Annotated in this window: 19 protein-coding genes; 9 read left to right on the plus strand and 10 right to left on the minus strand. The window is 67.3% G+C overall.

What is annotated here, in order from left to right; all coding sequences use genetic code 11:
- Both GGR46_RS06150 and GGR46_RS06155 read right to left on the minus strand, forming a co-directional pair.
- Window positions 1–1,392: a peptidylprolyl isomerase gene (locus GGR46_RS06150; protein WP_343058040.1), complete on the minus strand. Its 1,392-nt coding sequence runs from the start codon at window positions 1,390–1,392 to the stop codon at window positions 1–3.
- Between the two features lie 96 nt (window positions 1,393–1,488).
- Window positions 1,489–3,789 carry an LPS-assembly protein LptD gene (locus GGR46_RS06155; protein ID WP_343058041.1) on the minus strand — a complete coding sequence of 767 codons (2,301 nt, stop codon included), beginning with the start codon at window positions 3,787–3,789 and terminating at the stop codon, window positions 1,489–1,491.
- Window positions 3,790–3,909: 120 nt separating this feature from the next.
- Between GGR46_RS06155 and GGR46_RS06160 the strand changes: the two genes are divergently transcribed.
- The 3 genes from GGR46_RS06160 (at window position 3,910) to GGR46_RS06170 (ending at window position 6,081) form a co-directional block, all read left to right on the plus strand.
- Entirely contained in the window at window positions 3,910–4,356 is a 447-nt protein-coding gene (locus GGR46_RS06160; RefSeq protein WP_183995519.1) for a DNA polymerase III subunit chi, read from the plus strand.
- Window positions 4,357–4,759: 403 nt separating this feature from the next.
- Window positions 4,760–5,182 carry a nucleoside-diphosphate kinase gene (ndk, locus tag GGR46_RS06165; protein ID WP_183995534.1) on the plus strand — a complete coding sequence of 141 codons (423 nt, stop codon included), beginning with the start codon at window positions 4,760–4,762 and terminating at the stop codon, window positions 5,180–5,182.
- A 176-nt stretch (window positions 5,183–5,358) separates the two neighbouring features.
- Window positions 5,359–6,081 (plus strand): DUF6683 family protein, encoded by a 723-nt coding sequence (locus GGR46_RS06170; RefSeq protein ID WP_183995536.1) that lies wholly within the window; start codon window positions 5,359–5,361, stop codon window positions 6,079–6,081.
- A gap of 158 nt (window positions 6,082–6,239) precedes the next feature.
- Here the strand turns inward: GGR46_RS06170 and GGR46_RS06175 are convergent, their stop codons facing one another.
- The 6 genes from GGR46_RS06175 to GGR46_RS06200 form a co-directional block, all read right to left on the minus strand.
- Window positions 6,240–7,646: a sensor histidine kinase gene (locus GGR46_RS06175; RefSeq protein WP_183995538.1), complete on the minus strand. Its 1,407-nt coding sequence runs from the start codon at window positions 7,644–7,646 to the stop codon at window positions 6,240–6,242.
- Window positions 7,647–7,773: 127 nt separating this feature from the next.
- Window positions 7,774–8,493 (minus strand): response regulator, encoded by a 720-nt coding sequence (locus GGR46_RS06180; RefSeq protein WP_183996815.1) that lies wholly within the window; start codon window positions 8,491–8,493, stop codon window positions 7,774–7,776.
- Window positions 8,494–8,589: 96 nt separating this feature from the next.
- Window positions 8,590–9,006, minus strand: coding sequence for an EF-hand domain-containing protein (locus GGR46_RS06185; RefSeq protein ID WP_183995540.1), 417 nt, complete (start codon window positions 9,004–9,006; stop codon window positions 8,590–8,592).
- Window positions 9,007–9,118: 112 nt separating this feature from the next.
- On the minus strand, window positions 9,119–9,892 hold the full coding sequence (locus tag GGR46_RS06190) for a thioesterase family protein (protein WP_183995542.1): 774 nt from the start codon (window positions 9,890–9,892) through the stop codon (window positions 9,119–9,121).
- Window positions 9,889–11,394 (minus strand): class I adenylate-forming enzyme family protein, encoded by a 1,506-nt coding sequence (locus GGR46_RS06195; RefSeq protein ID WP_183995544.1) that lies wholly within the window; start codon window positions 11,392–11,394, stop codon window positions 9,889–9,891. Before GGR46_RS06195 ends, GGR46_RS06190 begins: the two co-directional genes overlap by 4 nt.
- Window positions 11,395–11,461: 67 nt before the next feature.
- A complete protein-coding gene (locus tag GGR46_RS06200; RefSeq protein ID WP_183995546.1) occupies window positions 11,462–12,688 on the minus strand; it encodes a TCR/Tet family MFS transporter in 1,227 nt (408 codons plus the stop codon).
- 228 nt (window positions 12,689–12,916) lie between these two features.
- Between GGR46_RS06200 and GGR46_RS06205 the strand changes: the two genes are divergently transcribed.
- The 6 genes from GGR46_RS06205 to GGR46_RS06230 all read left to right on the plus strand — a co-directional run bounded on the left by GGR46_RS06205 (window position 12,917) and on the right by GGR46_RS06230 (window position 21,010).
- Window positions 12,917–14,137, plus strand: coding sequence for an acyl-CoA dehydrogenase family protein (locus tag GGR46_RS06205; RefSeq protein WP_183995548.1), 1,221 nt, complete (start codon window positions 12,917–12,919; stop codon window positions 14,135–14,137).
- Window positions 14,138–14,332: 195 nt separating this feature from the next.
- Complete coding sequence (locus tag GGR46_RS06210; protein ID WP_183995550.1) at window positions 14,333–15,403, plus strand: acyl-CoA dehydrogenase family protein; 1,071 nt, start codon at window positions 14,333–14,335, stop codon at window positions 15,401–15,403.
- Window positions 15,404–15,775: 372 nt separating this feature from the next.
- Entirely contained in the window at window positions 15,776–18,514 is a 2,739-nt protein-coding gene (locus GGR46_RS06215; RefSeq protein WP_343058043.1) for a TonB-dependent receptor, read from the plus strand.
- A gap of 114 nt (window positions 18,515–18,628) precedes the next feature.
- Window positions 18,629–19,003: a hypothetical protein gene (locus GGR46_RS06220; protein WP_183995552.1), complete on the plus strand. Its 375-nt coding sequence runs from the start codon at window positions 18,629–18,631 to the stop codon at window positions 19,001–19,003.
- Between the two features lie 70 nt (window positions 19,004–19,073).
- Window positions 19,074–19,847 (plus strand): DeoR/GlpR family DNA-binding transcription regulator, encoded by a 774-nt coding sequence (locus GGR46_RS06225; protein ID WP_183995554.1) that lies wholly within the window; start codon window positions 19,074–19,076, stop codon window positions 19,845–19,847.
- 17 nt (window positions 19,848–19,864) lie between these two features.
- On the plus strand, window positions 19,865–21,010 hold the full coding sequence (locus GGR46_RS06230; protein ID WP_183995556.1) for an MFS transporter: 1,146 nt from the start codon (window positions 19,865–19,867) through the stop codon (window positions 21,008–21,010).
- A gap of 56 nt (window positions 21,011–21,066) precedes the next feature.
- Here GGR46_RS06230 and GGR46_RS06235 read toward each other — a convergent pair whose 3' ends face one another.
- A complete protein-coding gene (locus GGR46_RS06235) occupies window positions 21,067–22,152 on the minus strand; it encodes a hypothetical protein (RefSeq protein ID WP_183995558.1) in 1,086 nt (361 codons plus the stop codon).
- A 28-nt stretch (window positions 22,153–22,180) separates the two neighbouring features.
- Window positions 22,181–22,546 (minus strand): hypothetical protein, encoded by a 366-nt coding sequence (locus GGR46_RS06240; protein WP_183995560.1) that lies wholly within the window; start codon window positions 22,544–22,546, stop codon window positions 22,181–22,183.
- Window positions 22,547–22,549 lie beyond the last annotated feature (3 nt).

The raw sequence follows: 22,549 nt of genomic DNA on the forward strand, positions 1-22,549 counted from the left end.
TCAGCGATATTCGATCAGCGCGTCGCGCCGCAGGTCGCGGAGCATGCGCTGGGCGCGCAGGTTGGTGCGCTGGTCGGCGACCTGGTCCTGGATCTGCTCGAGCGTCGGCAGGCCCGGGGGCGGCGGATCGTCGCGGCCGCAGACGACCAGCACGCGGACGCCGTCCTCGACGGTGCCGAAGGGCTGGGTCACCTGGCCGACCTGGAGCGGCAGGATGATCTGCTGCAGCGCGGGCGGCAGATCGCCGACCACAACGCCGTCCTTCTCCACCACTTCGGCATTCTGCGCGGCAGCGACATTGGCCGCGTCGCCGCAGCCCTTGATCGCCTGGGTCGCCTGGGAGAACTGGCCGGCGCGGGCGGTCGCCTGCGCTTCGGTCGTGCCCTTGGGGAAGGTGATGGTGATCTGGCGCAGCGAGAGCTTGGCGCCGCGCGGATCGGCCATGCCGACCTTGCGCTTGTCGGCGAGGTAGACGATCGAGAAACCGGTCGAGAGCGGGATCGGGCCGGCGACCTGGCCGGGCTGCATGTCCTCGACGGCCTTGGCCATCTCGTCCGGCAGGATGCCCGGGGCGAGGCGGACCCAGCCGAGATCGCCACCCTGGCCCTTGGTCGAGCTCTCCGAATAGGTCTTGGCCAGATAGTCGAAGGGCGCGCCTTCCTTCATCTGCTGGATGATGCGCTGCATGCCCGTATAGACTTCCTGCTTACGGTCGTCCGTCGCGTTCATGTAGATTTCGTAGACGTGGAATTCCTCGCTGCCCTGCGCGGCCTTGAGGCGGTCGAGAATGGCCTTGGCCTCCTCGTCACTCACGTTGATGTCGACCTTGCGGCGGAGCATGCGGCTCCAGGCCATTTCGCCTTCGATCTGCCGGCGCATCGTGCGCTCGGAGGCGCCGGCCTGGCGCAGGAAGGCGCGCATCTGCTCGGGCGTCTTCTGCAGGCGGCGGGCGACGGCGGCGAAGCTGTTGTCGATCTCCTTGGGATCGACCTTGATCTCGTTGGCCTTGGCCTCCTGGATCTGCAGGGTCTCGTCGATCAGCTGGCGCAGGATCATGAAACGATACTGGTCGCGCTCTTCCGGCTTCAGGTTGAGCTTGTTGAGCGCGATGATCAGGTTGAGCCGCTGATCGACGTCGGTGCCCGTCAGCACCGAATCGTTCACGATCGCGGTGGGCTTGCGGATATTGGGATCGGCCTTGCCGAACAGCTTGAGGTCGCGCGGCAGGTCGAGCTGCGCGGCGAGCGCCGAGGCGGCATCCTCCTGCGAGGGCTGGGCGGCGGGCGTGTCCGAAACCGTCTGCGCCATCGCTCCCGACGCCAGGCTGGAGATCGCGAGCGCCAGAACGGACAAGCGGCCTGCGCGGATCGCCTTGCTAACACCAATGTTCACGTGATTCCGTACCCTCAAATCTGCCGGAAAGTGGCGCATAATGGCCAATTGTGCCTGAACTTAGGCTTACCAGCGGTTCCCCTCAGTCGAAGAAGCCTAGCGCCCGAGGTTCTTGAACGCCAGCGACAACAGATAGGAATTGCCGCGCGAAGCGTCGCCGGTGGTGGCGTAATCGCGCTTCCAGGTCAGGCCCAGACGGAGGCAATCGTCCTCATAGGTGATGCCCAGGCGGTGGCGCACCGGCTCGAACCCGTCGGCGAGCGAGGTCGGGTCTTCCTTGCGATCGGTGAGGTCGACCAGGGTCGAGCCCGAGACCGACCAGAAGCGGGCGATCTGGATGCGGGCGCCGAGGCGCAGTTCCTCGCGATCCTGCAGATCCTCGAGCGACGCGTTGATGTTGCGGTTGAGGCGCAGGTATCCGATCTGGGCATAGGTCGAGCGCGAGCCGAGCGTCATGTCGACTTCGTTGCGGCGGAAGGCCAGGCTGTCCTTGTCGAGCCGGTAGCGGTGGGTGAAGCTGACGAAGTCGCGGAACCGGATCACGGTGCGGCCGACGATGTCCGACACCCGGTCGTTCAGGCCTGTCCCATCCGGGAACAGGGTGGGGCGCGACGAGATGCGGTAGCTCTGGCCGACATTCGCGTCGATCGAGAAGCCCGGCAGGTAGAGCGCATAATCGAGGCCCCAGGTGAACCGGGTCGAATCCTCGAACCGGTCATAGCCCGGGAAGCGATTCAGCGCGAAGAGGTTCGAATCCTCCAGATCCACCGCCCGCGCGTCCTCGTTCGGCACCTCGAGATTGGCGATCTTGGGGGAGGCAACTACCTGGAAACGCGGGGTAATGCGCTGGGTGCCGCCGAACAGGGCACCGACCAGCGGCCATTTCACGTCGACCGCGCCGGCCGCGATGCCGCGGGTGTGGAACCCTTCCTCGCCACGATAGCTGGCGATCGTCGTCAGCATCGTGTCCGAGGTGTTGTACAGGTCGCCACGGGCATAGGCGGTGAGAGTGATCTCCTGGCCCCAGTTGGTCAGGCGGCGCAGGTCCCAGCGGGCGCTGGCGAAGGCACGCTGCGAATCCTGTCCGTCCGAACGGCCGATCGCCAGGCTGTTGAGCTGGAACTCGAAGCGGCCGCCGACCAGCCCGTCGTCCATGCGGCGGCGATAGTCGATCTCGGGCAGGGCATAGGGCTGCAGCCCCTGGCGCTCGCCGACGCGCAGCGTCTGCACCACCCAGGCATTGATCGAGAAATAGCTATCTGGATCAATACGTTCTACACGGATATTGTTACGCAGTCTGTCGTCGCGCGAGATGTCGTAGCGGCGCAGGAAGGTGCGGTCGGTGGTCACCCGGAACGAGGCGCTGGCGCTCCAGGCCGGATCGAGCTGGAAGTTGCCGACCGCATCGACATAGCCGCGGAAATCGTTCTTCGACGTCGCCGGGGTGACCGGCACAGTGAGGTCGTCGGCGCGGCGGCTATAGGTGCCATAGGCCGTGACGCGGAAGGCGCCGAGCGAATTGAGCTCGCGATACTCGCCCTGCAACACCGGCAGCACGCCGGTGTAGATGCGCGGGGTGATCGTCAGGTCGCGATTGGGCGCGAAGCTGAAATAATAGGGCAGCGCGAACTGGAAGCCGTTGGCGCGATTGTAGCGAAGGTCGGGCGCCAGGATGCCGCTGGCGCTCTGCCCGCCGACCGGATGCGAGAAGACCGGCAGCGGGATCGTCGCGAAGCCGAACACCGAGACGCGTGCGCCGGTATAGCGCAGCCGCTTCTTGGCGGGCTCATAGACCACGCGGGTCGCGGTGATCTTCCAGCTCGGTTCCTTGGGGCAGCCTTCCGAATCGCCGACCGCACAGGGGGTGTAGGCGGCGTTCTCGACCGTGAAGCTGCCATCCTCGTGCCGCTCGCCACGCTGGGCGGCGACGCGGCCGCCGGCGTCGAGCACCACCAGCATGTTCTGGACGACGCCGTCCTTCAGGCTGTCGGTCAGCTCGATCTTGTCGCCATAGGCGCTGTCGCCCTGCGGATTGACCAGGACGACATTGCCCTCGGCCACGACCTGGCCGGACTTGCGGTTCCATACCACCTTGTCGGCGCGCAGCCGCTCGCTGCGGCGATAGAGGCGGACGTCGCCCGTGGCGGTCACCACATCCTGCTCATTGTCATAGTCGAGCTGGTCGGCGGTGAACTGGATCTGGTCCTGGCCATCGGGCAGCGTGGTCGGCGAAGGGGGCGGCGGCTCCACCGCGGGAGTCTGCAGATCGGGGACGGCATCCTGCGCCGGCGCCGATACAGGCGCGTTCTGAGTAGGCTCGACCTGCGTCTGGGCGCGCGCCTCCGCTGCCAGGCACAGGCCAAGCGCGGCCGACAGCAGCAGGGCCTTGCGCGTCACTTCGATTCCCACCTTTGCTTCAACTCCCGTGCACGCGGCGTTTCCCGCCCTATCGCAGCGGTTGCGCCACCGCAACGTCACGTGCGTTGGCCCGAACGCACGGAAGCGCTAACAGGAGCCATGCAGGTCGATTTCTACCACCTTACCCAACTCCCCCTGGAACGCGCCTTGCCGCGGATCGCCGAACGCGTGGTCGAGACCGGCGGGCGCTTGCTGATCGTCGCGGGCGAGGCGAGCCAGCGGGCGAAGCTCGACCAGCTGCTGTGGACCTATAGCCCAGAAAGCTTCCTGCCGCACGGCCAGGCCGGCGGGCCGGACGACGACCGCCAGCCGATCCTGATCGCAGGCGAGGCGGGAGCGGCGCCGGCCAATGGCGCCAAGAACATCGCGCTGGCCGATGGCGTGTGGCGCGACGAGGCGCTGGGCTTCGACCGGGCCTTCCACTTCTTCGACGAGGACCGCATCGCCGAGGCCCGGGCGGCCTGGAAGGGCTTGGCCAACCGCGAGGGTGTGGAGCGCAACTACTGGAAGCAGAACGAGCAGGGGCGCTGGGAAAAGGCGGCCTGAACCGACGCTTCAGATGCGGAAGTTGGCTGAGGTTGCGCGGGGAAGTGGTTGTCAAACGGGCGTTTCGTTCTGTTTCCGATGCGTCATCCCCGCGAAAGCGGGGCCCATCTCCGGGGCTATCCTCCTTACATCCGGCGTATTTCGGGCGCGTTCAGGAGATGGGCCCCCGCTTTCGCGGGGGTGACGGGTCCTGTGCGGCAGCGGACAGTTTGCACGCGAATGTTGGCGCACGGGTCGCAACGGGCCACGCACGTCATCGCATCGTCTTCACGGTTCAAAGAGCGTTTCCGGAACAATAGAAGAACGCGCCGCTGTAGGACAGCCGGGACGCTTGCATCCTGCGCATCCGCGGACTAGGGAGCCGCGACTTTTCCCCAACCTCAAAAGCAGGAGCCGCACGGCCATGGCCGCGACCCGGACCTTTTCGATCATCAAGCCCGATGCCACCCGCCGCAACCTGACCGGTGCGGTCACCAAGATGCTCGAGGAGGCCGGCCTGCGCGTCGTCGCTTCCAAGCGCATCCAGATGAGCCGCGAGCAGGCCGAGGGTTTCTACGGCGTCCACCGCGAGCGTCCCTTCTTCAACGACCTGGTCGAGTTCATGATCTCGGGCCCGGTCGTCGTGCAGGTGCTCGAGGGCGAGAACGCCGTGCAGGCGAACCGCGACATCATGGGCGCCACCAACCCGGCGAACGCCGAGCCCGGCACCATCCGCAAGGAGCTGGCCGAATCGATCGAGGCGAACTCGGTCCACGGTTCGGACTCGGAAGAGAATGCCGCGATCGAGATCGCCTTCTTCTTCCAGCCGGAAGAAATCGTCGGCTAAACGCCGGGGTTTCTGAACCGAATTGGATGTGAAAGGCCGGGGTGAAAGCTCCGGCCTTTTTCGTTTGCGGAACTGGGCGCGGGACGGCGGAAAATGCGCACCGTCCACCGCCGCGTCCTTGCCGGGTTTCCCAGCGTCGATAGCCCTGTGCCAATATCGGCGGCTGGAGCGTGCGGATGAAGCATATCATGGGCCTGGCGATGGGTGCCGCGCTGCTGGGAGGCGGGCCGGCGCAGGCGCAGGTGGTCGATGGCTGGGGCTGGACGATCGTCACCCCGTCGATCGCGCGGACCGATATCCTGGGCATGCACCTGGCCGATCTCGAGAAGCGGCGGGGCAGGACGGCGACCAGGACGGCGGCGCCCCGGGCGCGGCCGGCTTCCGTGCCTGTCTCCGCTTTCGCGTACAAACCGTCCATTGCGGTACGGAAGGCCAGCCTGGATGCGATGCTCGTCAAGGCCCGCAAGGGCGATCCCGCCGGCGCGCGTTCGCTCGAGCTGCTGATGGAGCAGGGGGACATCATCGAGCGGATGGGGCAGCTGCTCGCGCCGGTGAAGTTGCGTACCGACAATCTCGCCGATGCCTATGCGCTGTGGTGGATCGTGATGTGGAACGCCGCCCAGGGGAAGAGCGGCAATCCGGACCCGGTTGTTTGCACCGCCGTGCGAAACCAGGTGGTGGCGCTGCTGCCGGGACAGGCGAAGCTGGACGACGCCGACAAGCAGCGGCTCGCCGAGGGATTGCTGCTCCAGGCGCTGCTCGTCGAGGCGGCGATCGACCAGGCCAAGATGCCTTCCGAAAGGGCACAGGTGGCCGCGCTGGTCCGGCGAACGGTGGCGCCGATGGGGATGGATTTCTCGGCGATGACGCTGACGGCGAAGGGGTTCGTGGCGCAGTAACCTCTCAATTCCTTCCCCAGCTTGCTGGGGGAGGGGGACCGCGGCGCGAAGCGGCGTGGTGGAGGGGTGCGCCGGCCACCGGCGCATTCGCGCCGGCCCCTCCACCACCGCCTTCGACGGCGGTCCCCCTCCCCGAGACAAGCTCGGGGAGGAATATATTATGTCCTCGGCAAGGTGATCGTTGCCACCAGCCCGCCGCCGTCGCGGTTGGCGAGGGTGATCTCGCCGCTGGCGTCGCGGACGATGGCGCGGGCCAGCGCGAGGCCCAGGCCCGCGCCGCCGGTCTCGCGGTTGCGCGATTCCTCCAGCCGGGTGAAGGGATCGAACACCTTCTCCAGCTTCTCCGGCGGGATGCCCGGGCCGCGATCGCAGACTTCGATGCGGACGCTGTGGTCGTCCGAGCGCAGGCGCACTTCGGTGGCCCCGCCATATTTCACGGCATTCTCGATCAGGTTGCGGACCGCGCGGCGCATCAGCGCGGGGCGGAGATGCATGCGCAGGCGCGGCGCTTCCTCGAAGGTCACGTCCTGACCGAGGTCGCGGAAATCCTCGACCACCGCGTCGATCAGCGCGGACAAGTCGACATCCGTGGGCGGTTCGCTCGGGCGGCCCAGCCGGGCAAGGCTGAGGATGTCGTCGAGCGTGTGGTTCATCTCGTCGATCGTGTCCGCCATGCGGGCCCGGTCTTCCTCGTCCTCCACCGACTCGATGCGGACGCGGAGCGCGGCGAGGGGCGTGCGAAGATCGTGGCCGATCGCGCCGAGCATGCGGTCCTTCTCGTCGAGCATCGCGGTGACGCGGGTGCTGAGCGCATTGTACGCGGCGATCACCGCGCGGACATCACCAGGGCCCGCCTCCTCGACCGGATCGGCATCGTCGCCGGGACGGAAGTCGCGCGCGGCGACGGCAAGCTTGCGCAGGGGGCGGGCGATACGGTGGCCGGCCCAGAGCACGGGAACGAGCACGACGATATAGAGGATCAGCGTCTGGGCGAGCAGCTGCCAGATCAGCGCGCGCTCGGTGCGGGGCCAGGCGGAACTGAGCGACAGCCAGCCCCTGCCGGGCAGCTCGACCGCGACCATCAGCTCGGCGCCGAGGCGGCGCAGGCGATCGGCGCGGGCGGGATCCATGCGCTTGAGCAGCGGGCGATCGGCATCGATCGGGCGGATCACCGCGATCACCTGGCCGACCTGCACCCCGCCATCGGTGAGGCCGCGGCGCAGGTCGCCCTCGATATCGGGGCGGCGGTCGAGCTCGACGGGGATCGGGTTGGCGGGGACGAAATCGACCCGGCCGCCGCGGCCCTGGCGGCGTTCGCGGGGAGGGTGGTCGGGGCCGCCCGGCGGGGGCGGCGGCTCGGGACGCGGGTTGATCGGCGCGCCGATCCGTTCGGCGGCGTCGATCAGCCGTGTGACCGAAGGGACGATCACCTGGGCGAAGCGCGCGCCCTGGCGCTCCCGGACGAGCAGGCCGAAGTTGATCGCCTGGGCGACGAACAGCGCAACCGCGACGAGGAGCGCGATCTGGCCGGGGAGGGAGCGGGGGAAGAGGCGGGTGAGCGTCATTCCGCCACGCCTGTCAAACCGTCATCCCGGCGAGAGCCGGGATCTCTTGCGGCTCCTGCCCCGCGCCTTCGCCTGAGATCCCGGCTTTCGCCGGGATGACGATGGGCGCGCGCCGCCGCATGGGACCTCACAGCCGCGTCACTTCCGCCGCCAGCGTGTAGCCGCCGCCCCAGACGGTCTTGATGATCGCCGGGTTCTTGGCGTCGATCTCGATCTTCTTGCGCAGCCGGCTGACCTGGTTGTCGATCGCACGATCGAAGGCGGCGGCTTCGCGGCCCTGGGTCAGGTCGAGCAGCTGGTCGCGGGTCAGCACCGCGCGGGGGCGGGTAACCAGGGCGTGGAGGAGGTTGTACTCCCCGGTCGAGAGCGGGACCGAGACGCCTTCCCGGTCGACCAGCGCGCGCTCGCCGGTCTTGAGCACCCAGCCGGCAAAGGCGAAGCTGCCCGCGTCGGGCGCGTGCTGGCGGGTACCGCCGGCCTGGAGACGGCGCAGCACCACCTTGATCCGGGCGGCGAGCTCGCGCGGGGAGAAGGGCTTCACGACATAATCGTCGGCGCCCATCTCGAGCCCGACGATCCGGTCGGTCTCCTCGCCGCGGGCGGTGAGCAGGATCACCGGCGTGTCGCTGGTCTCGCGGATATGGCGGCAGAGCGACAGGCCGTCCTCGCCGGGCATCATGATGTCGAGCACCACGAGATCGATCGCATAGGCGGCCATGCGGGCGCGAGCGCCCTCGGCATCGCCGGCCTGGGTGATCCGGAAGCCCTGCTTGGTGAGATACTGGGCGAGCGGCTCGCGGATCGAGCGCTCGTCCTCGACGAGCAGGAGGTGCGGCGTATCCGACATGTCGGGTTCGTAGGTCATGGGCGCAGCGCAAGGCAAGGGGAAGGGGTGCCCGGGCGGGCGAGGAGGCAGGAGCCCGCCCGGGCAGTTTGCGGGGGCTCAGTTGTTGGAGCCGCCCGGCGGGGGACCCTGACGGTCGCGCATGCGATCCATCATCACCTGGATTTCGGCCTGGTCGATCTTGCCGTCGTGATTGGCGTCGAGCCGGTCGAAGCGACGCTGGGCCTGGGCCTGCATGTCGGCGAGGGTCACGTCGCCGGTCATGCCGCGCATGCCCATGCCGCCGCCACGGCCCGCGGCCTCGCGCTCGGCTTCGCTGACCTTGCCATCCTTGTTGGTATCGAGCCGGGCGAAGCGCGCGGCCACGTCGGCGTCGAACTCTTCCTTGGTGATGACGCCGTCCTTGTTGGCGTCGAGGCGCTCGAACATGCCGCCGCCGCGCGGGGCGTCCTGCGCCAGGGCCGGAACCGCCGTCAGGGTCGCGGCGAAGGTAGCGGCGAGGAGGAACTTCTTCATCGGGGCTGAACTCCTTGGTCGCGGAGGTTCATGGCCCCCGTCAGGGTTCAGCTTTTCGCCCGGGGCTGTCGCAATGGTTTGTCAGGCCGGGGGGAAACTGTCGCAAATTGTGTCAGCCGAAGATCGCGACGCCCTGCATCGCCTCGGCGATGGGTTCCCCCGCCGCGTTCCAGATCGCCATGCGCTGGGTGGAATAGCCGTGATGCGCGGTATCGGCATGGGCGTGGAGCAGCCACCAGCCATCGGTGGTGGCAGGCTCCGCGGTCTGGAAGTTGATCTGCCAGTTCAGCGAGCTGAGCGGGGTGCGGCGCTCCTCGAGCAGCTTGAACGCGGCCGGCGGTAGCGCGTCGCCGATCGCCATCAGCTCGACGAACGGGTGGAGGCCGGTGTGGTCGCGCAGGCGGGCCCAGCGGAGCCATTCGGCGGGGCCGAGGCCATCCCTCCGGTCGTGGAAGTTGAAGTTGCCGGTGAAGAAGTCCTCGGGGCCGGTGTAGAGCTCGGCATCCGGGGCCGGCGGCGCCTGGGTGGCGCGCGGGGCGGTGTCATGGTCGAGCGCCGAGGCGAGCGGGGCCATGAACACGAAGGTGGCGCGCATGCCGAGCCCGGCATCGGACGTCACGTCGGACTGGAGGAAGGCGGCGTTGCGGCCGCGGCGCAGCTTGGTCGCGGTGACGGTGATGTCGCCGGCGAGCGGGCCGATGAACGCGACCTGGGCCGAGCGGAGCGGGGGCAGGTCGGGCTCGACCTCCAGCGCCGCCCGGAGCGCGAGCGCGGCGGACAAGCCCCCGTACGCGGTGCGGCCCTGCATCCAGTCGGTCGGGACCGAGGTGGTGAAGCCGGTCGCGGTACGGGTGGCGGTGGCGAGGATCGAAGCGAGTGGAGTCATGCGGCGGCGTACCGGTCACGCAGCTCGCGCTTGAGTACCTTGCCGATCGCGCTGCGGGGCAGCTCGTCGATCCGGACCAGGTCGGCGAGACGCTGGGTCTTGCCGACCTGGGCGTTGAACCAGGCGAGGGTCTCGGCCGCGTCGCCGGGACCGGTGTAGAAGCCGATCGGGGTCTCGCCCCATTGCTCGGACGGGATGCCGACCACGGCGCAGTCGGTCACGCCGTCGTGCCCGATCAGCACGGCCTCGAGGTCCGAGGGGTAGATGTTGAACCCGCCCGAGATGATCAGGTCCTTCTTGCGGTCCATCAGGATCAGGAAACCGTCCTCGTCGAAGCGGCCGACATCGCCGTGGCGGATGTAGCGGTTGCCCTCGGCGTCGTGCCAGGTCGCGTCGCGAGTGGCCTCGGCGCGACCGTGATAGCCGGTCATCATCGCGCCGGAACGGCCGACGACTTCGCCCATCTCGCCCTGGGGAACTTCGTTGCCCTCCTCGTCGATCAGGCGGAGGTCCTGGCCGGGCAGCGGCGTGCCGACGGTGTGGAGCTTGGTGGGGTGCATGTTGCAGACCAGGGCGGTGGTGCCGCCGCCCTCGGTCATGCCGTAATATTCGACCAGCAGCCCGGGCCAGCGGGCGAGCACGTCCGCCTTGAGCGCCGGCGAGAAGGGGGCGCTGGTGCAGGTCTTGAGGACGAAGCTCGACAGGTCGAAGCTGTCGAAATCGGGCAGCGCCATGATCCGCTGATACTGGACGGGGACGAGCATGGCGTGGGTGGCGCGGTGTTTCGCCGCCTGGGAGACGAAGGCGTGCGCGTCGAACTTGCCGAGCAGGACGGCGGTGCCGCCCCAGGCGATGGTCGGGATGAAGCTGACCAGGGTGGTGTTCGAGTAAAGCGGGGTGGCGATCATCGTCACCGCGCTGCCGAAGCCGCCGGGCGCGCGAGCGATGTGGATCCAGCGCATCGACTGGGGCTGGACGATGCCCTTGGGCGTGCCTGTGGTGCCGGAGGAATAGATGATGTTGAAGGGATCGTCGGGGCCGATCTCGACCGGTTCGGGCGTCGCGTCTTCGGGGGCGAGGAAGTCGTCCAGCGCTTCGAGGCGGACGATCTTGGCGGTCACCTGTGCGTCGCCGAGTGCCTTGGCGCCGGTCGCATCGAGGAACACCACCTTGGCGCCGCTGTCGCCGATCATCGCGGCGAGCTGGGCCGGGGTCGCGGAGGGCTGCAGCGGGGCGGGGACGCCGCCGGCCCGTAGCGCGGCCAGGAAGGCGGCGCCATATTCGATCGAGGACGCGGCGAGGATCGCGACCGCATCACCCTTGCCCACTCCTTCGCGCTGGAGCGCCGCGGCGAGGCGATCGAGCAGTGCGTCGAGCGCGGCATAGGGGATCGAGCGGTCCTCGAAGATCATCGCCGGCTTGTCCGGCCGCTCGGCGGCATGGCCGCGGATCAGATCGGAGACCGTGGCGAATTCGCCGGCCAGCATCTCGTCGGTACGCATAACCCCTCCCTGTTGCGTACAGGCTAGAAGAGCGTCGCCGCCAACACCATACGCAATTTTCGAAAAATCATTCTGGGGCGGGTGCCGTAGCGTCCGAGGTCGGGCGCATATGGACGAACAGGCCGATGATCAGCGCTGCCAGCGCCATCAGCGTGCCGGCGACGAGGAAGGCGGCGCCGTCGAAGCCGTGGTGCGAGCCTGTCGCCAGCGCCTGGGTGGCGATCAGCGGGCCGAGGATCGCCGCGACGTTGTTCATGCTCGACACGCCGCCTTGCAGCGCGCCCTGGTGCGAGGCGTCGACCATGTTCGACAGCGTGCCGTTGAGCGCCGGATAGGCAAAGGCCCCGAACGCGCCGATCAGGAAGAAGGCATAGACCTGCCAGCCCTGCTGGATGAAGGCATAGGAAAGCAGGGTGAACGACGCGCAACTGAGCGCGATCAGCGCGGCGCCGCGCTCGCCGAAGCGCTTGATCGTCCGGCCGGTGAGCAGCGCCTGGACCAGCACGGTGAGGAAACCGACATAGGCGAGCGACCAGCCGATCGCGGTCGCGTCCCAGCCGAAGCGGATCGCCGCCCAGAAGGACCAGGTCGACGGGTAGACGGTGCCGGCGAGCTGCCAGAAGAACCAGGCGAGCAGCAGGGGCCCGGCATTGCCGGCATGGAAGAGCGGACGGAAGGCGCCGATGATGTGCGCGTCCGACCAGCGGAAGGGACGGCGGTTCTCCTTGGCCAGCGTCTCGGGCAGCAGGAAGAACATCACGACCGCGTTCAACGCGGCGCAGATCGCGGCGATCAGGAAGGGCGCGCGCAGGCCCAGCCCCGCGCTGATTCCGCCGAGCGCCGGGCCAAGGATGAAGCCGACGCCGAACGCCGCGCCGATCATCCCGAACACGGCGCTGCGCTTTTCGGGCGGAGTCACGTCGGCGATCACGGCGCTGGCGGGGCCGAAGGTGGCGCCCGCGATGCCGGCGATGACGCGGCCGACGAACAGCCACAACAGGCTGGGCGCCCAGGCCATCAGCGCATAGTCGATGGCGAAGGCGACCATCGAGAGGATGAGGACCGGGCGGCGGCCATAGCGATCGCCGAGATTGCCGAGCACCGGGCCGGCGAAGAAGCCGGCGATGGCGAAGGCGGCGAGCATCCAGCCGGCGATCCGGGTGGCTTCGTCGAGCCCGACATGGCCGAGCTCGGTGACCAGCGCCGGCAGCACCGGCATGACGATGCCGAACCCGATCACGTCGATGAGCACGGCGATCAATACGATCGGCACCGCGCGATGTTCGAATTTCATTGGTATCCCCTCTTGGGGAGGCGGTTTAGCAGGGTGGCTGCTACTCGTCATCCCGGCGAAAGCCGGGATCTCAGGCGATGGCGGGAAAAGAGCCGCGCGAGATCCCGGCTTTCGCCGGGATGACGGTTGTTGGGCGGGGCGGCGGAGCGGATTGCGCGAGGTGACTTGACGTCGGGTCAGCCATACCGCAAATTCGAAACAAGCAGGAAGACAATCCCGGGAGAGACTATGGCCACGGCCCCCGATATCGACGCGCCGGCGAATCCGCTGGAGGCGTTCCGCGCCGAAGCCCGCGAATGGATCGCGGCGAATTTCCCGCCGAGCCTGAAGGGCAAGGACAATGCGATGTCCGCGGTGGAGGGGCCGCATACTAACTCGCCCGAGGAGGATGCCTGGCAGAAGGCGATGGGCGAGAAGGGCTGGGGTGTGCCGACCTGGCCGAAGGAATATGGCGGCGGCGGGCTGAGCCGGGCCGAGACGCGGGTGCTGCAGGAGGAAATGCAGCGCGCAGGCGCCTGGAACCCGATCGGCGGCATGGGCGTGATGATGTTCGGCCCGACGCTGCTGGAATATGGCACCGAGGAGCAGAAGCGCGAGCATATCCCGGCGATCGCCAAGGGCATTGTGCGCTGGTGCCAGGGCTATTCGGAGCCGGGTGCGGGTTCGGACCTCGCGAGCCTGCAGACCTTCGCCGAGGATCATGGCGACCATTATGTCGTCAACGGCCAGAAGACCTGGACCAGCGGCGGGCAATGGGCGGACAAATGCTTCATGCTGGTCCGCACGGACAAGACGAAGAAGCATGAAGGCATCACCTTCGTGCTGTGCGACATGGACGCGCCGGGCGTGGAAGTGCGTCCGATCCAGCTGATCTCGGGCAGCTCGCCCTTTTGCGAGACGTTCTTCACCGATGTGAAAGTGCCCAAGGGCAACCGGGTGGGGCAGGAAGGCGAGGGCTGGACGATCGGCAAGCGGCTGCTCCAGCACGAGCGCTCCAGCCTGTCGGGCGGTGGATCGACGGCGGGGCGGATGTTCTCCGGCGCGTCGCTGGGGCAGATCGCCAAGAAATATGTCGGCACCGATGCCGAGGGGCGCATCGCCGATGCGGACCTGCGTTCGCGGATCTCCCGGCACGAGATGGACCTGCGCAGCTTCATGCTGACGCTGCGCCGCACCGCGCTCGAGGCCAAGTCGAACCAGGGGCCGAGCGCCGCCACCTCGATCATGAAGAATGTCGGCGCGCGGATCATGCAGGAGCGTTCCGAGCTGCTGATCGAGATCCGCGGCCTCGCGGGGCTGGGCTGGGAAGGCGAGGGGTTCGAGGAGGACGCGCTGAAGGACGTGCGGACCTGGCTCTTCGGCAAGGCGGTGTCGATCTATGGCGGCTCGACCGAGATCCAGAACAACGTGATCGCCAAGCGCATCCTGGGGATGCTGGATCATCAATGACTCAAAGCCCTCTCCCGCTTGCGGGAGAGGGTTGGGTGAGGGTGAGTAGTGTGCCTCGGACGGTGTGTTTGCCGCTCTCTCGCACCCTCACCCAGTGTAGGGTGAACAGCGCCCCGCGCTGTTCAGACCATGCCGGGGGCATGGCCGACCCAACACTCTCTCCCGCAAGCGGGAGAGGGAGAAGAGGAAGAAGAAATGGCAATCCTGACCGAAGAACAGACGATGCTGCGCGACATGGCGCGGGAGTGGGCGGACAACGAGGCGCCGGTCAGCGCCTTTCGCAAGATGCGCGATGCGGCGCCGACAGCGGGCTATGACGCCGCGACCTGGGCCGCGCAGGCCGAGATGGGCTGGACCGGCGTGCTGGTGCCCGAGGCGCAGGGCGGGGCCGGCATGGGCTATGTCTCGCTGGGGCTGGTGCTCGAGCAGCTCGGCCGCAATCTGGTCGCAACCCCGCTGGCCAGCACCGCTGCGGCGACCAGCGCCATCCTGATGGGCGGTTCCGATGCGCAGAAGGCGGCGTGGCTGCCAAAGATCGCGGCGGGCGAAGTGGTCGCCACGCTGGCGATCGACGAGGGGCCGCGCTTCGACCCTGCGAAAATCGCGACCAGCGTCGAGGGCGGCAGGCTCAGCGGCGTGAAGGCGTTCGTGCCCGAAGGCGACAGCGCGCAGCTGTTCGTGGTGGCCGCGACCGACGGGCTCTATCTGGTCTCGGGCGATGCGGGCGTCACGCGTTCGCCGCGTCACCTGACCGACGCGCGCAGCCATGCGCAGGTGACTTTCGACAATGCGCCGGCCGAGGCGCTGGGCGGCGGCGTCGAACTGATCGCCCATGTCGCGGACCGTGCGGCGGCGGCGGCTTCGGCGGAGATGCTGGGGATGGCCGAGAGCGCCTTCGCCCAGACCAACGACTATCTGAAGACCCGCGTCCAGTTCGGCCAGGTGCTGGCGAGCTTCCAGGCATTGCAGCACCGCATGGCGAAGATGTTCACCGAGCTCGAGCTGTGCCGATCGGCGGTGGAGGGCGCGCTCGAGGCGATCGACAGCGGGCGGGCCAATGTCGCGCAGGAAGTCAGCCTGGCCAAGGCGGTGGCGAACGAGACGCTGCACCTGGTGAGCCGCGAGATGGTCCAGTTGCACGGCGGCATCGGCATGACAGACGAGCATGACGCGGGCTTCTATCTGAAGCGGGCGCGGGTGCTGGAAACGCAATGGGGCAATGCTTCGTGGCATCGCGACCGGTTCGCGAAGTTGAACGGGTATTGAAGTCTGGCGGGAGGGGCGCCCCAATCGTCATCCCGGCGAAAGCCGGGATCTCGTGCGGTTCCTTCCGCGTAGGTTGTTATTTCGCGCCTTCGCCTGAGATCCCGGCTTTCGCCGGGATGACGGAAATGGGGCCATCGCGCCCCGATACTTCCGCCCAGGCGAAGAAATTTACCCGGACGATGGAATTTTTCGGAGATCGATTCGATAGAGGGGCACGGATACGCGCCAGTAATATGACATTTGCGCAACACTGCTAGTTCAGTCCCCTTTTGCAACCTTTGTTCTGCTTGACGTCCCTCGGGGAACTGTCAGTATTCGAGGATAGGGTATGGAGCCGACAAAGTGCTCTGGCCCGTGGTGGGAGAGATGATGATGATGCGGTTACGCCTTTTGTCGTGCGTTGCTGTTCCTGCGCTTTCGATCGCGCTTGCGGCTCCTGCCTTTGCCCAGGACACCCAGACACCGCCGGCCGACGCAACTGCCCAGGATCAGGGTGCCAGCGACCCCAACGAGATCGTCGTCACCGCCCAGGGCCGTGCCCAGGTGCTGGCCGATGTCCCGCTCGCCGTCTCGGCGGTGACTGCCACCCAGCTCGAGCGCACCGGCGCCAACGACATCCGCGCGCTCAACCAGGTCGCGCCGTCGCTGCTGGTATCCTCTACCGGCAGCGATGCCAACACCTCGGCCCGTATCCGCGGCGTCGGCACGGTGGGCGACAATCCGGGCCTCGAAAGCTCGGTCGCGACCTTCATCGACGGCGTCTATCGCTCGCGCACCGGCCTTGGCCTCAACGATCTCGGCGAGATCGAGCGCATCGAAGTGCTGCGCGGCCCGCAGGGCACGCTGGGCGGGCGCAACGCCTCGGCCGGCATGCTCAGCGTCACCACCAAGGGGCCGCAGTTCACCTTTGGCGGCATGGCCGAGGCGACCTATGGCAATTACGACGCCTGGCGCCTGCAGGGCGCGGTGACCGGACCGCTTTCCGAGCAGGTCGCGTTCCGCCTCGACGGGCTCTATTCGAAGCGCAACGGCTTCTACAACGACGTCAATACCGGCCGCGACATCAACAATCGTGATCGCTATCTCGTCCGCGGCCAGCTGCTGTTCCAACCGAGCGCGGACATCTCGGTCCGGCTGATCGGCGACTACAGTTACCGCAAGGAAGATTGCTGCGCCGCCGTCTATGCGACGGCCGACGTGTCGCCGACCAATGTCGGGCTGATCGCGCCGGGCACGCCGGTGGCGACGGTGCTGACCGGGATCACCGGCACCACCTTCGGTCAGTATTTCCCGGCCTATAACAACGCCTATTCGCGCCGCATCGCGACCAGCGCCAACCGCTCCTACACCGGCAAGACCAAGGACTGGGGCTTCTCGGGCGAAGTGAACTGGAACCTGGGCAGCGTCGAGCTGACCTCGATCACCGCCTATCGCGACTATGACAACACCCAGGCGGCCGATGCGGATTATGGCCTGGCCGACATCCTCTATTTCGGCCCCAAGAGCGGTCGCCACTTCAAGACCTTCACCCAGGAACTGCGCTTCCATGGTGAAGCTCTGGACGGCAAGCTCGACTGGCTGGTCGGCGGCTATTACGCGCACGAGGACCTCGACACCAAGAGCGAGCTCAAGTTCGGCAACGACTATGGCCGCTTCGCCGCGTGCCGTGTGGTCTATGGCTCGTTCAGCGCCTTCTACAATCCGAACAATGTCGGCTGCCTGACGCCGACCGGCGTTGCGGTGCTGAGCAACACGCTCGGGCCGCTGGGCGCGGCGGGATCGGCGATGGTGCAGGGCCTGCAGCGGCTCGACACGGTACGCAATGTCGGCGACGACACGTCGAACTTCGACCAGACCAGCTCGAACTTCGCGTTCTTCACCCACAATATCTTCCACGTGGCCAAGGGCTTGGATCTCACGGTGGGCCTGCGCTACACCAACGAGACCAAGAAGCTGAACGCCAACTTCAACAACACCAACACGGTGTGCCCGGTGCAGCAGGCCAACCTGCTGCCCTATATGGGTGTGGCGGCACTGGCCCCGCTGGCCGGCGGCATCATCACGCTGAGCTGCCAGGGCGGATCGTCCTCGGCGCTCAACGCGCTGACGCTCAACGACACCCGCAAGGAGAACAAGTTCACCGGCACGGCGATCCTGTCGTACAAGCCGAGCGACGACGTGATGGTCTATGCGAGCTATTCGCGCGGCTACAAGGCGGGCGGCTTCAACCTCGATCGCTCGGCCTTCAAGAACCCGAACGCGGCCCAGCCGCTGCCGATCTTCCCGATCAGCCTGGCCAATGCCGGCTATTATGCCGATGTGCTCCAGTTCGACGAGGAGACGGTGAACGCCTATGAGGCGGGCATGAAGTACTCGGGGAAGGGCTTCAACCTGAACGTCGCCGGCTTCCGTCAGGAATTCAGCAACTTCCAGCTGAACACCTTCAACGGCACGGTCTACCTCGTCCAGAACATCAATGGCTGCAAGACGAGCCTGAACGGCGGCGATCGCGACCTGAGCGCGACCACCGGCGTCTGCCCGTCGGGCCAGACCAAGCCGGGCGTGGTGTCGACCGGCTTCGAAGTCGAAATGGGCCTGTCGCCGGTGCGCGACCTGAACTTCAACTTCGGCGCGACCTACGCCAAGACCAAATATGCCAACAACCTGGTGGGTTCGAAGACGGGTGCGCCGCTCGATCCTGCGCTGCGGGTGCTGCCGGGCAAGCTGCTCTCCAACGCGCCGGAATGGGTGGTGACCGGTTCGGCTGCCTGGACGCCGTCGCTCGGCGGGTCGCTGCGCGGCCTGTTCTATGTCGATGCCCGCGTGGCCGACGACTACAACACCGGCTCGGACCTGTTCCCGCAAAAGGCGCAGGACAGCTTCGTGGTGGTGAACGGCCGTATCGGCATCAGCGGCGACGAGCAGAAATGGGCGCTGGAGTTCTGGGTGCAGAACGCCACCAAGGCCAATTACATGCAGGTCGGCTTCAACTCGCCGTTCCAGGCGGTGAGCACCACGCCGACGCCGGGCTATCCGGGCGGTTCGCAGATCTTCTCGGCCTTTCTCGCCGAACCAAGGACCTATGGCATCACGCTACGCTCGCGTTTCTGAATCCCTGGGGAAGGGGTGTGGGACGGGCCCGCGGAGAAATCCGCGGGTCCGTTTCATTTTCAGACGGCGTTCAGGGCGGCGGGCCGAGAAGGCGGCATCGATTTGGAGATGCCCATGCGTTCGTTCCTGCTGCCTGCCTTTGGTTTTCTCGCGCTGGCCGCGCCGGCTTCTGCCTTAGCGCAGGATGCGGCCCTGGCTGCGCCCGGGTGCGGGGTTCGCGTCGAGTTCGCCAGCTATGCGATGGGGATCGACCGCGCGGCCTTTGACCGGGTGCAGACGCTGCTCAAGCGCGATCGCGGCGTGCGCGGGGTGGAGGTGCAGCGCTGGGGCCGGGAAGGCGAGACCAATCTGTGCGTGCAGCTGCGCCGGCCGAGTGAGGCGCGGCGCGTGTTCGGGCGCGTGAAGGCGGTGCTGCCGGCCAAGCCGCGCGGGCCGATCAAGGTCGAAGCCCGGGGTGGACTGCGGTTCGAGACACCGCGGGCGCGGTAATCCTGATCGGCGTCAATCGTGCAATATCGTGCGATTTGACTCGCGCAATCATGCACGATAATGCCGATTCATGACTGTTGATCTTCCCAATGCCCGTCGAGAAGTGATCGCCGGGCGCCTCGCTGACGGCCAGCCGGTTTCGGCCGGTGCGCTGGCCGCCGAATTCGATGTCTCGGAGGATGCGATCCGCCGCGACCTGCGCGCGCTCGCCGCCGAGGGGCGCTGCCGCCGCGTCTATGGCGGGGCGCTGCCGATCTCGCCGCTCTCGGTGCCGATGGCGGCGCGGATCGAGGGCGACCAGGGGCCCAAGCGGGCTCTCGCCCGTGCGGCGGCGACGACGATCCGGCCGGGCGAATTCCTGTTCCTCGATGCCGGCAGCACCAACCTCGCGCTGGTCGACTTCCTGCCTGAGGATGCGGACCTGACCGTCGCGACCAATTCGGTCTACATCGCTGCGGCAGTACTTCGCCGGCAGGACCTGCGGCTGATCCTGCTGGGCGGCGAGGCGGACCCGATCATCGGCGGCTGCGTCGATGCGGTCGCCGTGCAGGCGCTGGTGCAGATGCGGTTCGACCGGGCGTTCCTCGGCGCCTGCTCAGTCTCCGACGACGGGGTGGGGGGCGCACGGCTCGACGATGCGACCTTCAAGCGCGCGGCGATCGCCAGCGCGCGGCGGACGGTGGTGCTGGTCACCAACGACAAGCTCGGCCGGGAGGCGCCGCACCGGGTCGCGGGGCTCGGCCAGATCGACCTGCTGGTCATCGAGGCCAGTGCGGACGAGGCGCGGCGCGCTGCGCTCGATGCCGCGGGATGCGGCGCCATCCTGATCGCCGAACCCGCCTGAACCGCCCGGAGCATCGCATGATTTCCGCCAACCGTTCGGCCACGAGGCTGGCCACCCGTCTCTCGTTCCTCGTCGCCGGCTTCGGGATCGCCTGTTGGGCGCCGCTGGTGCCCTTTGCCAAGGAGCGGCTGCAGATCGATTCCGCGATGCTGGGCCTGTTGCTACTCTGCATCGGCATCGGCTCGATCCTGGCAATGGTGGCGACCAGCCCGCTGACCGCGCGCTACGGCGGCAAGCCAGTGATCGTGACGAGCGGCATCGCCCTGGCCGTGGTCCTGCCGCTGCTGACCATCGCGGCGACGCCGCTGACCCTAGGCCTGGCGTTGCTGCTGTTCGGCGCGGCGCTCGGCTCGCTCGACGTGGCGATGAACGTGCACGCGGTCGAAGTGGACCGTGCGGCGGATAAGCCGGTCCTGTCCGGCTTCCATGCCCAGTTCAGCATCGGCGGTTTTGCCGGAGCCGGGCTGATGACGATCTTCCTGTCGCTCAAGATCAGCGCGCTCACGGGCAGCCTGATCTGCGCGGCGATGATGCTGGTGGCAATGTTGATTGCCGCGCCGCGTCTGTTGCCGTCGGTTAAGGCCGAGGACGCGCCGCTGTTCGTGCGGCCGCACGGCATCGTGCTGCTGCTGGCGCTGCTCGCCATGATCACTTTCCTGGCCGAAGGCGCGGTGCTCGACTGGAGCGCGCTGCTGATCACACAGACGGGCATGGTCGGCGCGTCGCAGGGCGGGATCGGCTATATCCTGTTTGCGATCGCCATGACGGTCGGGCGGCTGCTCGGCGACCGGCTGACGGCGTGGCTGGGCGACCATCGGACCCTGGTGGGCGGCGGCATCGTCGCGGTGGTGGGCTTCGTGGTGCTGCTGAGCGTGCCCGTCGCGCCGATCGCGCTCGCCGGCTTCCTGCTGATCGGCCTAGGAGCATCGAACATCGTGCCGGTGCTGTTCCGCCTTGCCGGGGCGCAGACGCACATGCCGCCGGCGCTGGCGATCGGCGCGATCACGACGCTGGGCTATGCGGGTATCCTGGCGGGCCCGGCCGGGATCGGTGTCGTTGCCCAGGCCGTGGGGCTGCGCACGGCCTTCTGGATGCTCGCCGGTATGCTGCTGCTGGTGCCGCTCACCGCGCGACGAGCGACCAGGGCAGCGGGCGAGGACTGAGCGAGCCGTGCTGCTCCGCCGGGCGCCGGGAAGCGCCGGCGCCCCCGCCCATGGCGTCAGTTGCGGATCAGCTGGATGTCTAGCGAGTACTGGATCTCGTCGAACGCATCGACCTTGTCGTCCCAGTTCTGCGTGATCGAGCCGTGCAGCCCGCCAAAGCTGCTGGGGTAAACCGTCACATCGTCCATCGTGTGGTCGCCGACATGCAGGCGGAGGGTGAGCGAGGTGTTGAACTTCGCGATCAGGCCGACCGTCCAGGTGCTGAAGGTCGTGTCCTCCTGCGCCTCGCACATCTGATAGCCGTCCCAGGCAGGGTAGCGGTAGAGCGTGCTGTCGTCGCCGTCCGCGTAGAACTCGAAATAGATCGTGTCGTAATTGTCCTTCGAGTTGATGCAGGTCATCGTGATGAGCTGGGCGAGGTAGGTCGCGTCGCCCGGCTGGTAGATCGGGGCGCGGCCCATCTCCATCTCGAAGAAATAGAAGTCGGTATTCTCCATCCCGTCGTCGATGCCCAGATCCACGCCGACAAAGACCAGAGCGAGTTCGTCGTCGTGGAGGAATGCGGCTTCGGTGACCCCGGTGCCGTCATCGATATCGACTTCCTCGCCGACATAGATGCCATCCAGATCGCCGACCTTCTCCTTCCAGAAGCCGACACAGACATCGCCCTCGACACCGGCGTCGATCCCCGCGTCGAAGGCGCCGCCGACATAGAGACCGGACTTGAGATCGGTGTCGATCACGTAGCCGATGCTGCCGCTGAGCCCGAGGATCAGCACCGCCTGGGCCATCAGCCCGAGCGAGATCGACTGGGGCAAGAAATCCTCGGTGTCGATTTCCAGCACTTCCGGCTGGCGCATCGCCTGGAGCAGCGATGCGAAATGCGGCCCCTCCAGCGCGTTCTGGAAGCGGATGTGCAGATCGGCGAGGCTCAGCTGCGGGAGCGCCGCCATCAGCTCGGCATGGTCGGGCGAGGCGCGATAGGCGGCCAGCGCCTTCTCGGCGGCATCGCGGAGCCCCTGCGGGAGCCGTTTTCCCGACTTGTTCGACAAGGGGCCGTCGCGCCGTTCGAGCGTTGGCTTTTCGAACCCGAAATGCTCCGCTGCCGCGGCGAGATCCTTCTGAAGCTGGGTATCGGTCATGGGACCACCCTTGGCTGCGCCGAAGCGATTACTGGGAGATGGAGGTGGTGAAGGTGTATTCGGCGCCGTTGTGATTATACTTGGTGAAGGGGGTGTGGTCGCCGACGGTGGATCCCGCGCCAATGCTGATGTTGAAGAGATAATCCGGCGAATCCAGGCTCTTGAAGAGGAAGGAATCGCGGTCCCAAGCGGTGACGACCACGCCATAGCTATAGTCGATGACATAGCCGCCGTCGGGCAGGGTCATCTCGTCGCCAGCGCCCATGCTGACGGTGCCCGCGACCGGATAGCGCATGGGCACGCCGCCATCGGCCTGGATGAGCAGGAACAGATCATCGTCCTGGATCCCCGAGCAGGGATTGTCGCAGGTGATGTTGGTGATCGTCAGCTTCATGAC

The sequence above is a fragment of the Sphingomonas kyeonggiensis genome, assembly GCF_014196745.1.
GTDB classification, from domain to species: Bacteria; Pseudomonadota; Alphaproteobacteria; order Sphingomonadales; family Sphingomonadaceae; genus Sphingomonas; species Sphingomonas kyeonggiensis.

What these genes read in the sequence shown, in the direction of transcription:
- GGR46_RS06225 (WP_183995554.1), top strand. Translation starts at nt 19,074, where the DNA reads ATGACTGTTGATCTTCCCAATGCCCGTCGAGAAGTGATCGCCGGGCGC.
- GGR46_RS06220 (WP_183995552.1), top strand. Translation starts at nt 18,629, where the DNA reads ATGCGTTCGTTCCTGCTGCCTGCCTTTGGTTTTCTCGCGCTGGCCGCG.
- GGR46_RS06215 (WP_343058043.1), top strand. Translation starts at nt 15,776, where the DNA reads ATGATGCGGTTACGCCTTTTGTCGTGCGTTGCTGTTCCTGCGCTTTCG.
- GGR46_RS06175 (WP_183995538.1), bottom strand. Translation starts at nt 7,646, where the DNA reads ATGACGCTCACCCGCCTCTTCCCCCGCTCCCTCCCCGGCCAGATCGCG.
- GGR46_RS06185 (WP_183995540.1), bottom strand. Translation starts at nt 9,006, where the DNA reads ATGAAGAAGTTCCTCCTCGCCGCTACCTTCGCCGCGACCCTGACGGCG.
- GGR46_RS06240 (WP_183995560.1), bottom strand. Translation starts at nt 22,546, where the DNA reads ATGAAGCTGACGATCACCAACATCACCTGCGACAATCCCTGCTCGGGG.
- GGR46_RS06205 (WP_183995548.1), top strand. Translation starts at nt 12,917, where the DNA reads ATGGCCACGGCCCCCGATATCGACGCGCCGGCGAATCCGCTGGAGGCG.
- GGR46_RS06180 (WP_183996815.1), bottom strand. Translation starts at nt 8,493, where the DNA reads ATGTCGGATACGCCGCACCTCCTGCTCGTCGAGGACGAGCGCTCGATC.
- GGR46_RS06210 (WP_183995550.1), top strand. Translation starts at nt 14,333, where the DNA reads ATGGCAATCCTGACCGAAGAACAGACGATGCTGCGCGACATGGCGCGG.
- GGR46_RS06160 (WP_183995519.1), top strand. Translation starts at nt 3,910, where the DNA reads ATGCAGGTCGATTTCTACCACCTTACCCAACTCCCCCTGGAACGCGCC.
- GGR46_RS06230 (WP_183995556.1), top strand. Translation starts at nt 19,865, where the DNA reads ATGATTTCCGCCAACCGTTCGGCCACGAGGCTGGCCACCCGTCTCTCG.
- GGR46_RS06200 (WP_183995546.1), bottom strand. Translation starts at nt 12,688, where the DNA reads ATGAAATTCGAACATCGCGCGGTGCCGATCGTATTGATCGCCGTGCTC.
- GGR46_RS06195 (WP_183995544.1), bottom strand. Translation starts at nt 11,394, where the DNA reads ATGCGTACCGACGAGATGCTGGCCGGCGAATTCGCCACGGTCTCCGAT.
- GGR46_RS06170 (WP_183995536.1), top strand. Translation starts at nt 5,359, where the DNA reads ATGAAGCATATCATGGGCCTGGCGATGGGTGCCGCGCTGCTGGGAGGC.
- GGR46_RS06190 (WP_183995542.1), bottom strand. Translation starts at nt 9,892, where the DNA reads ATGACTCCACTCGCTTCGATCCTCGCCACCGCCACCCGTACCGCGACC.
- GGR46_RS06235 (WP_183995558.1), bottom strand. Translation starts at nt 22,152, where the DNA reads ATGACCGATACCCAGCTTCAGAAGGATCTCGCCGCGGCAGCGGAGCAT.
- ndk (WP_183995534.1), top strand. Translation starts at nt 4,760, where the DNA reads ATGGCCGCGACCCGGACCTTTTCGATCATCAAGCCCGATGCCACCCGC.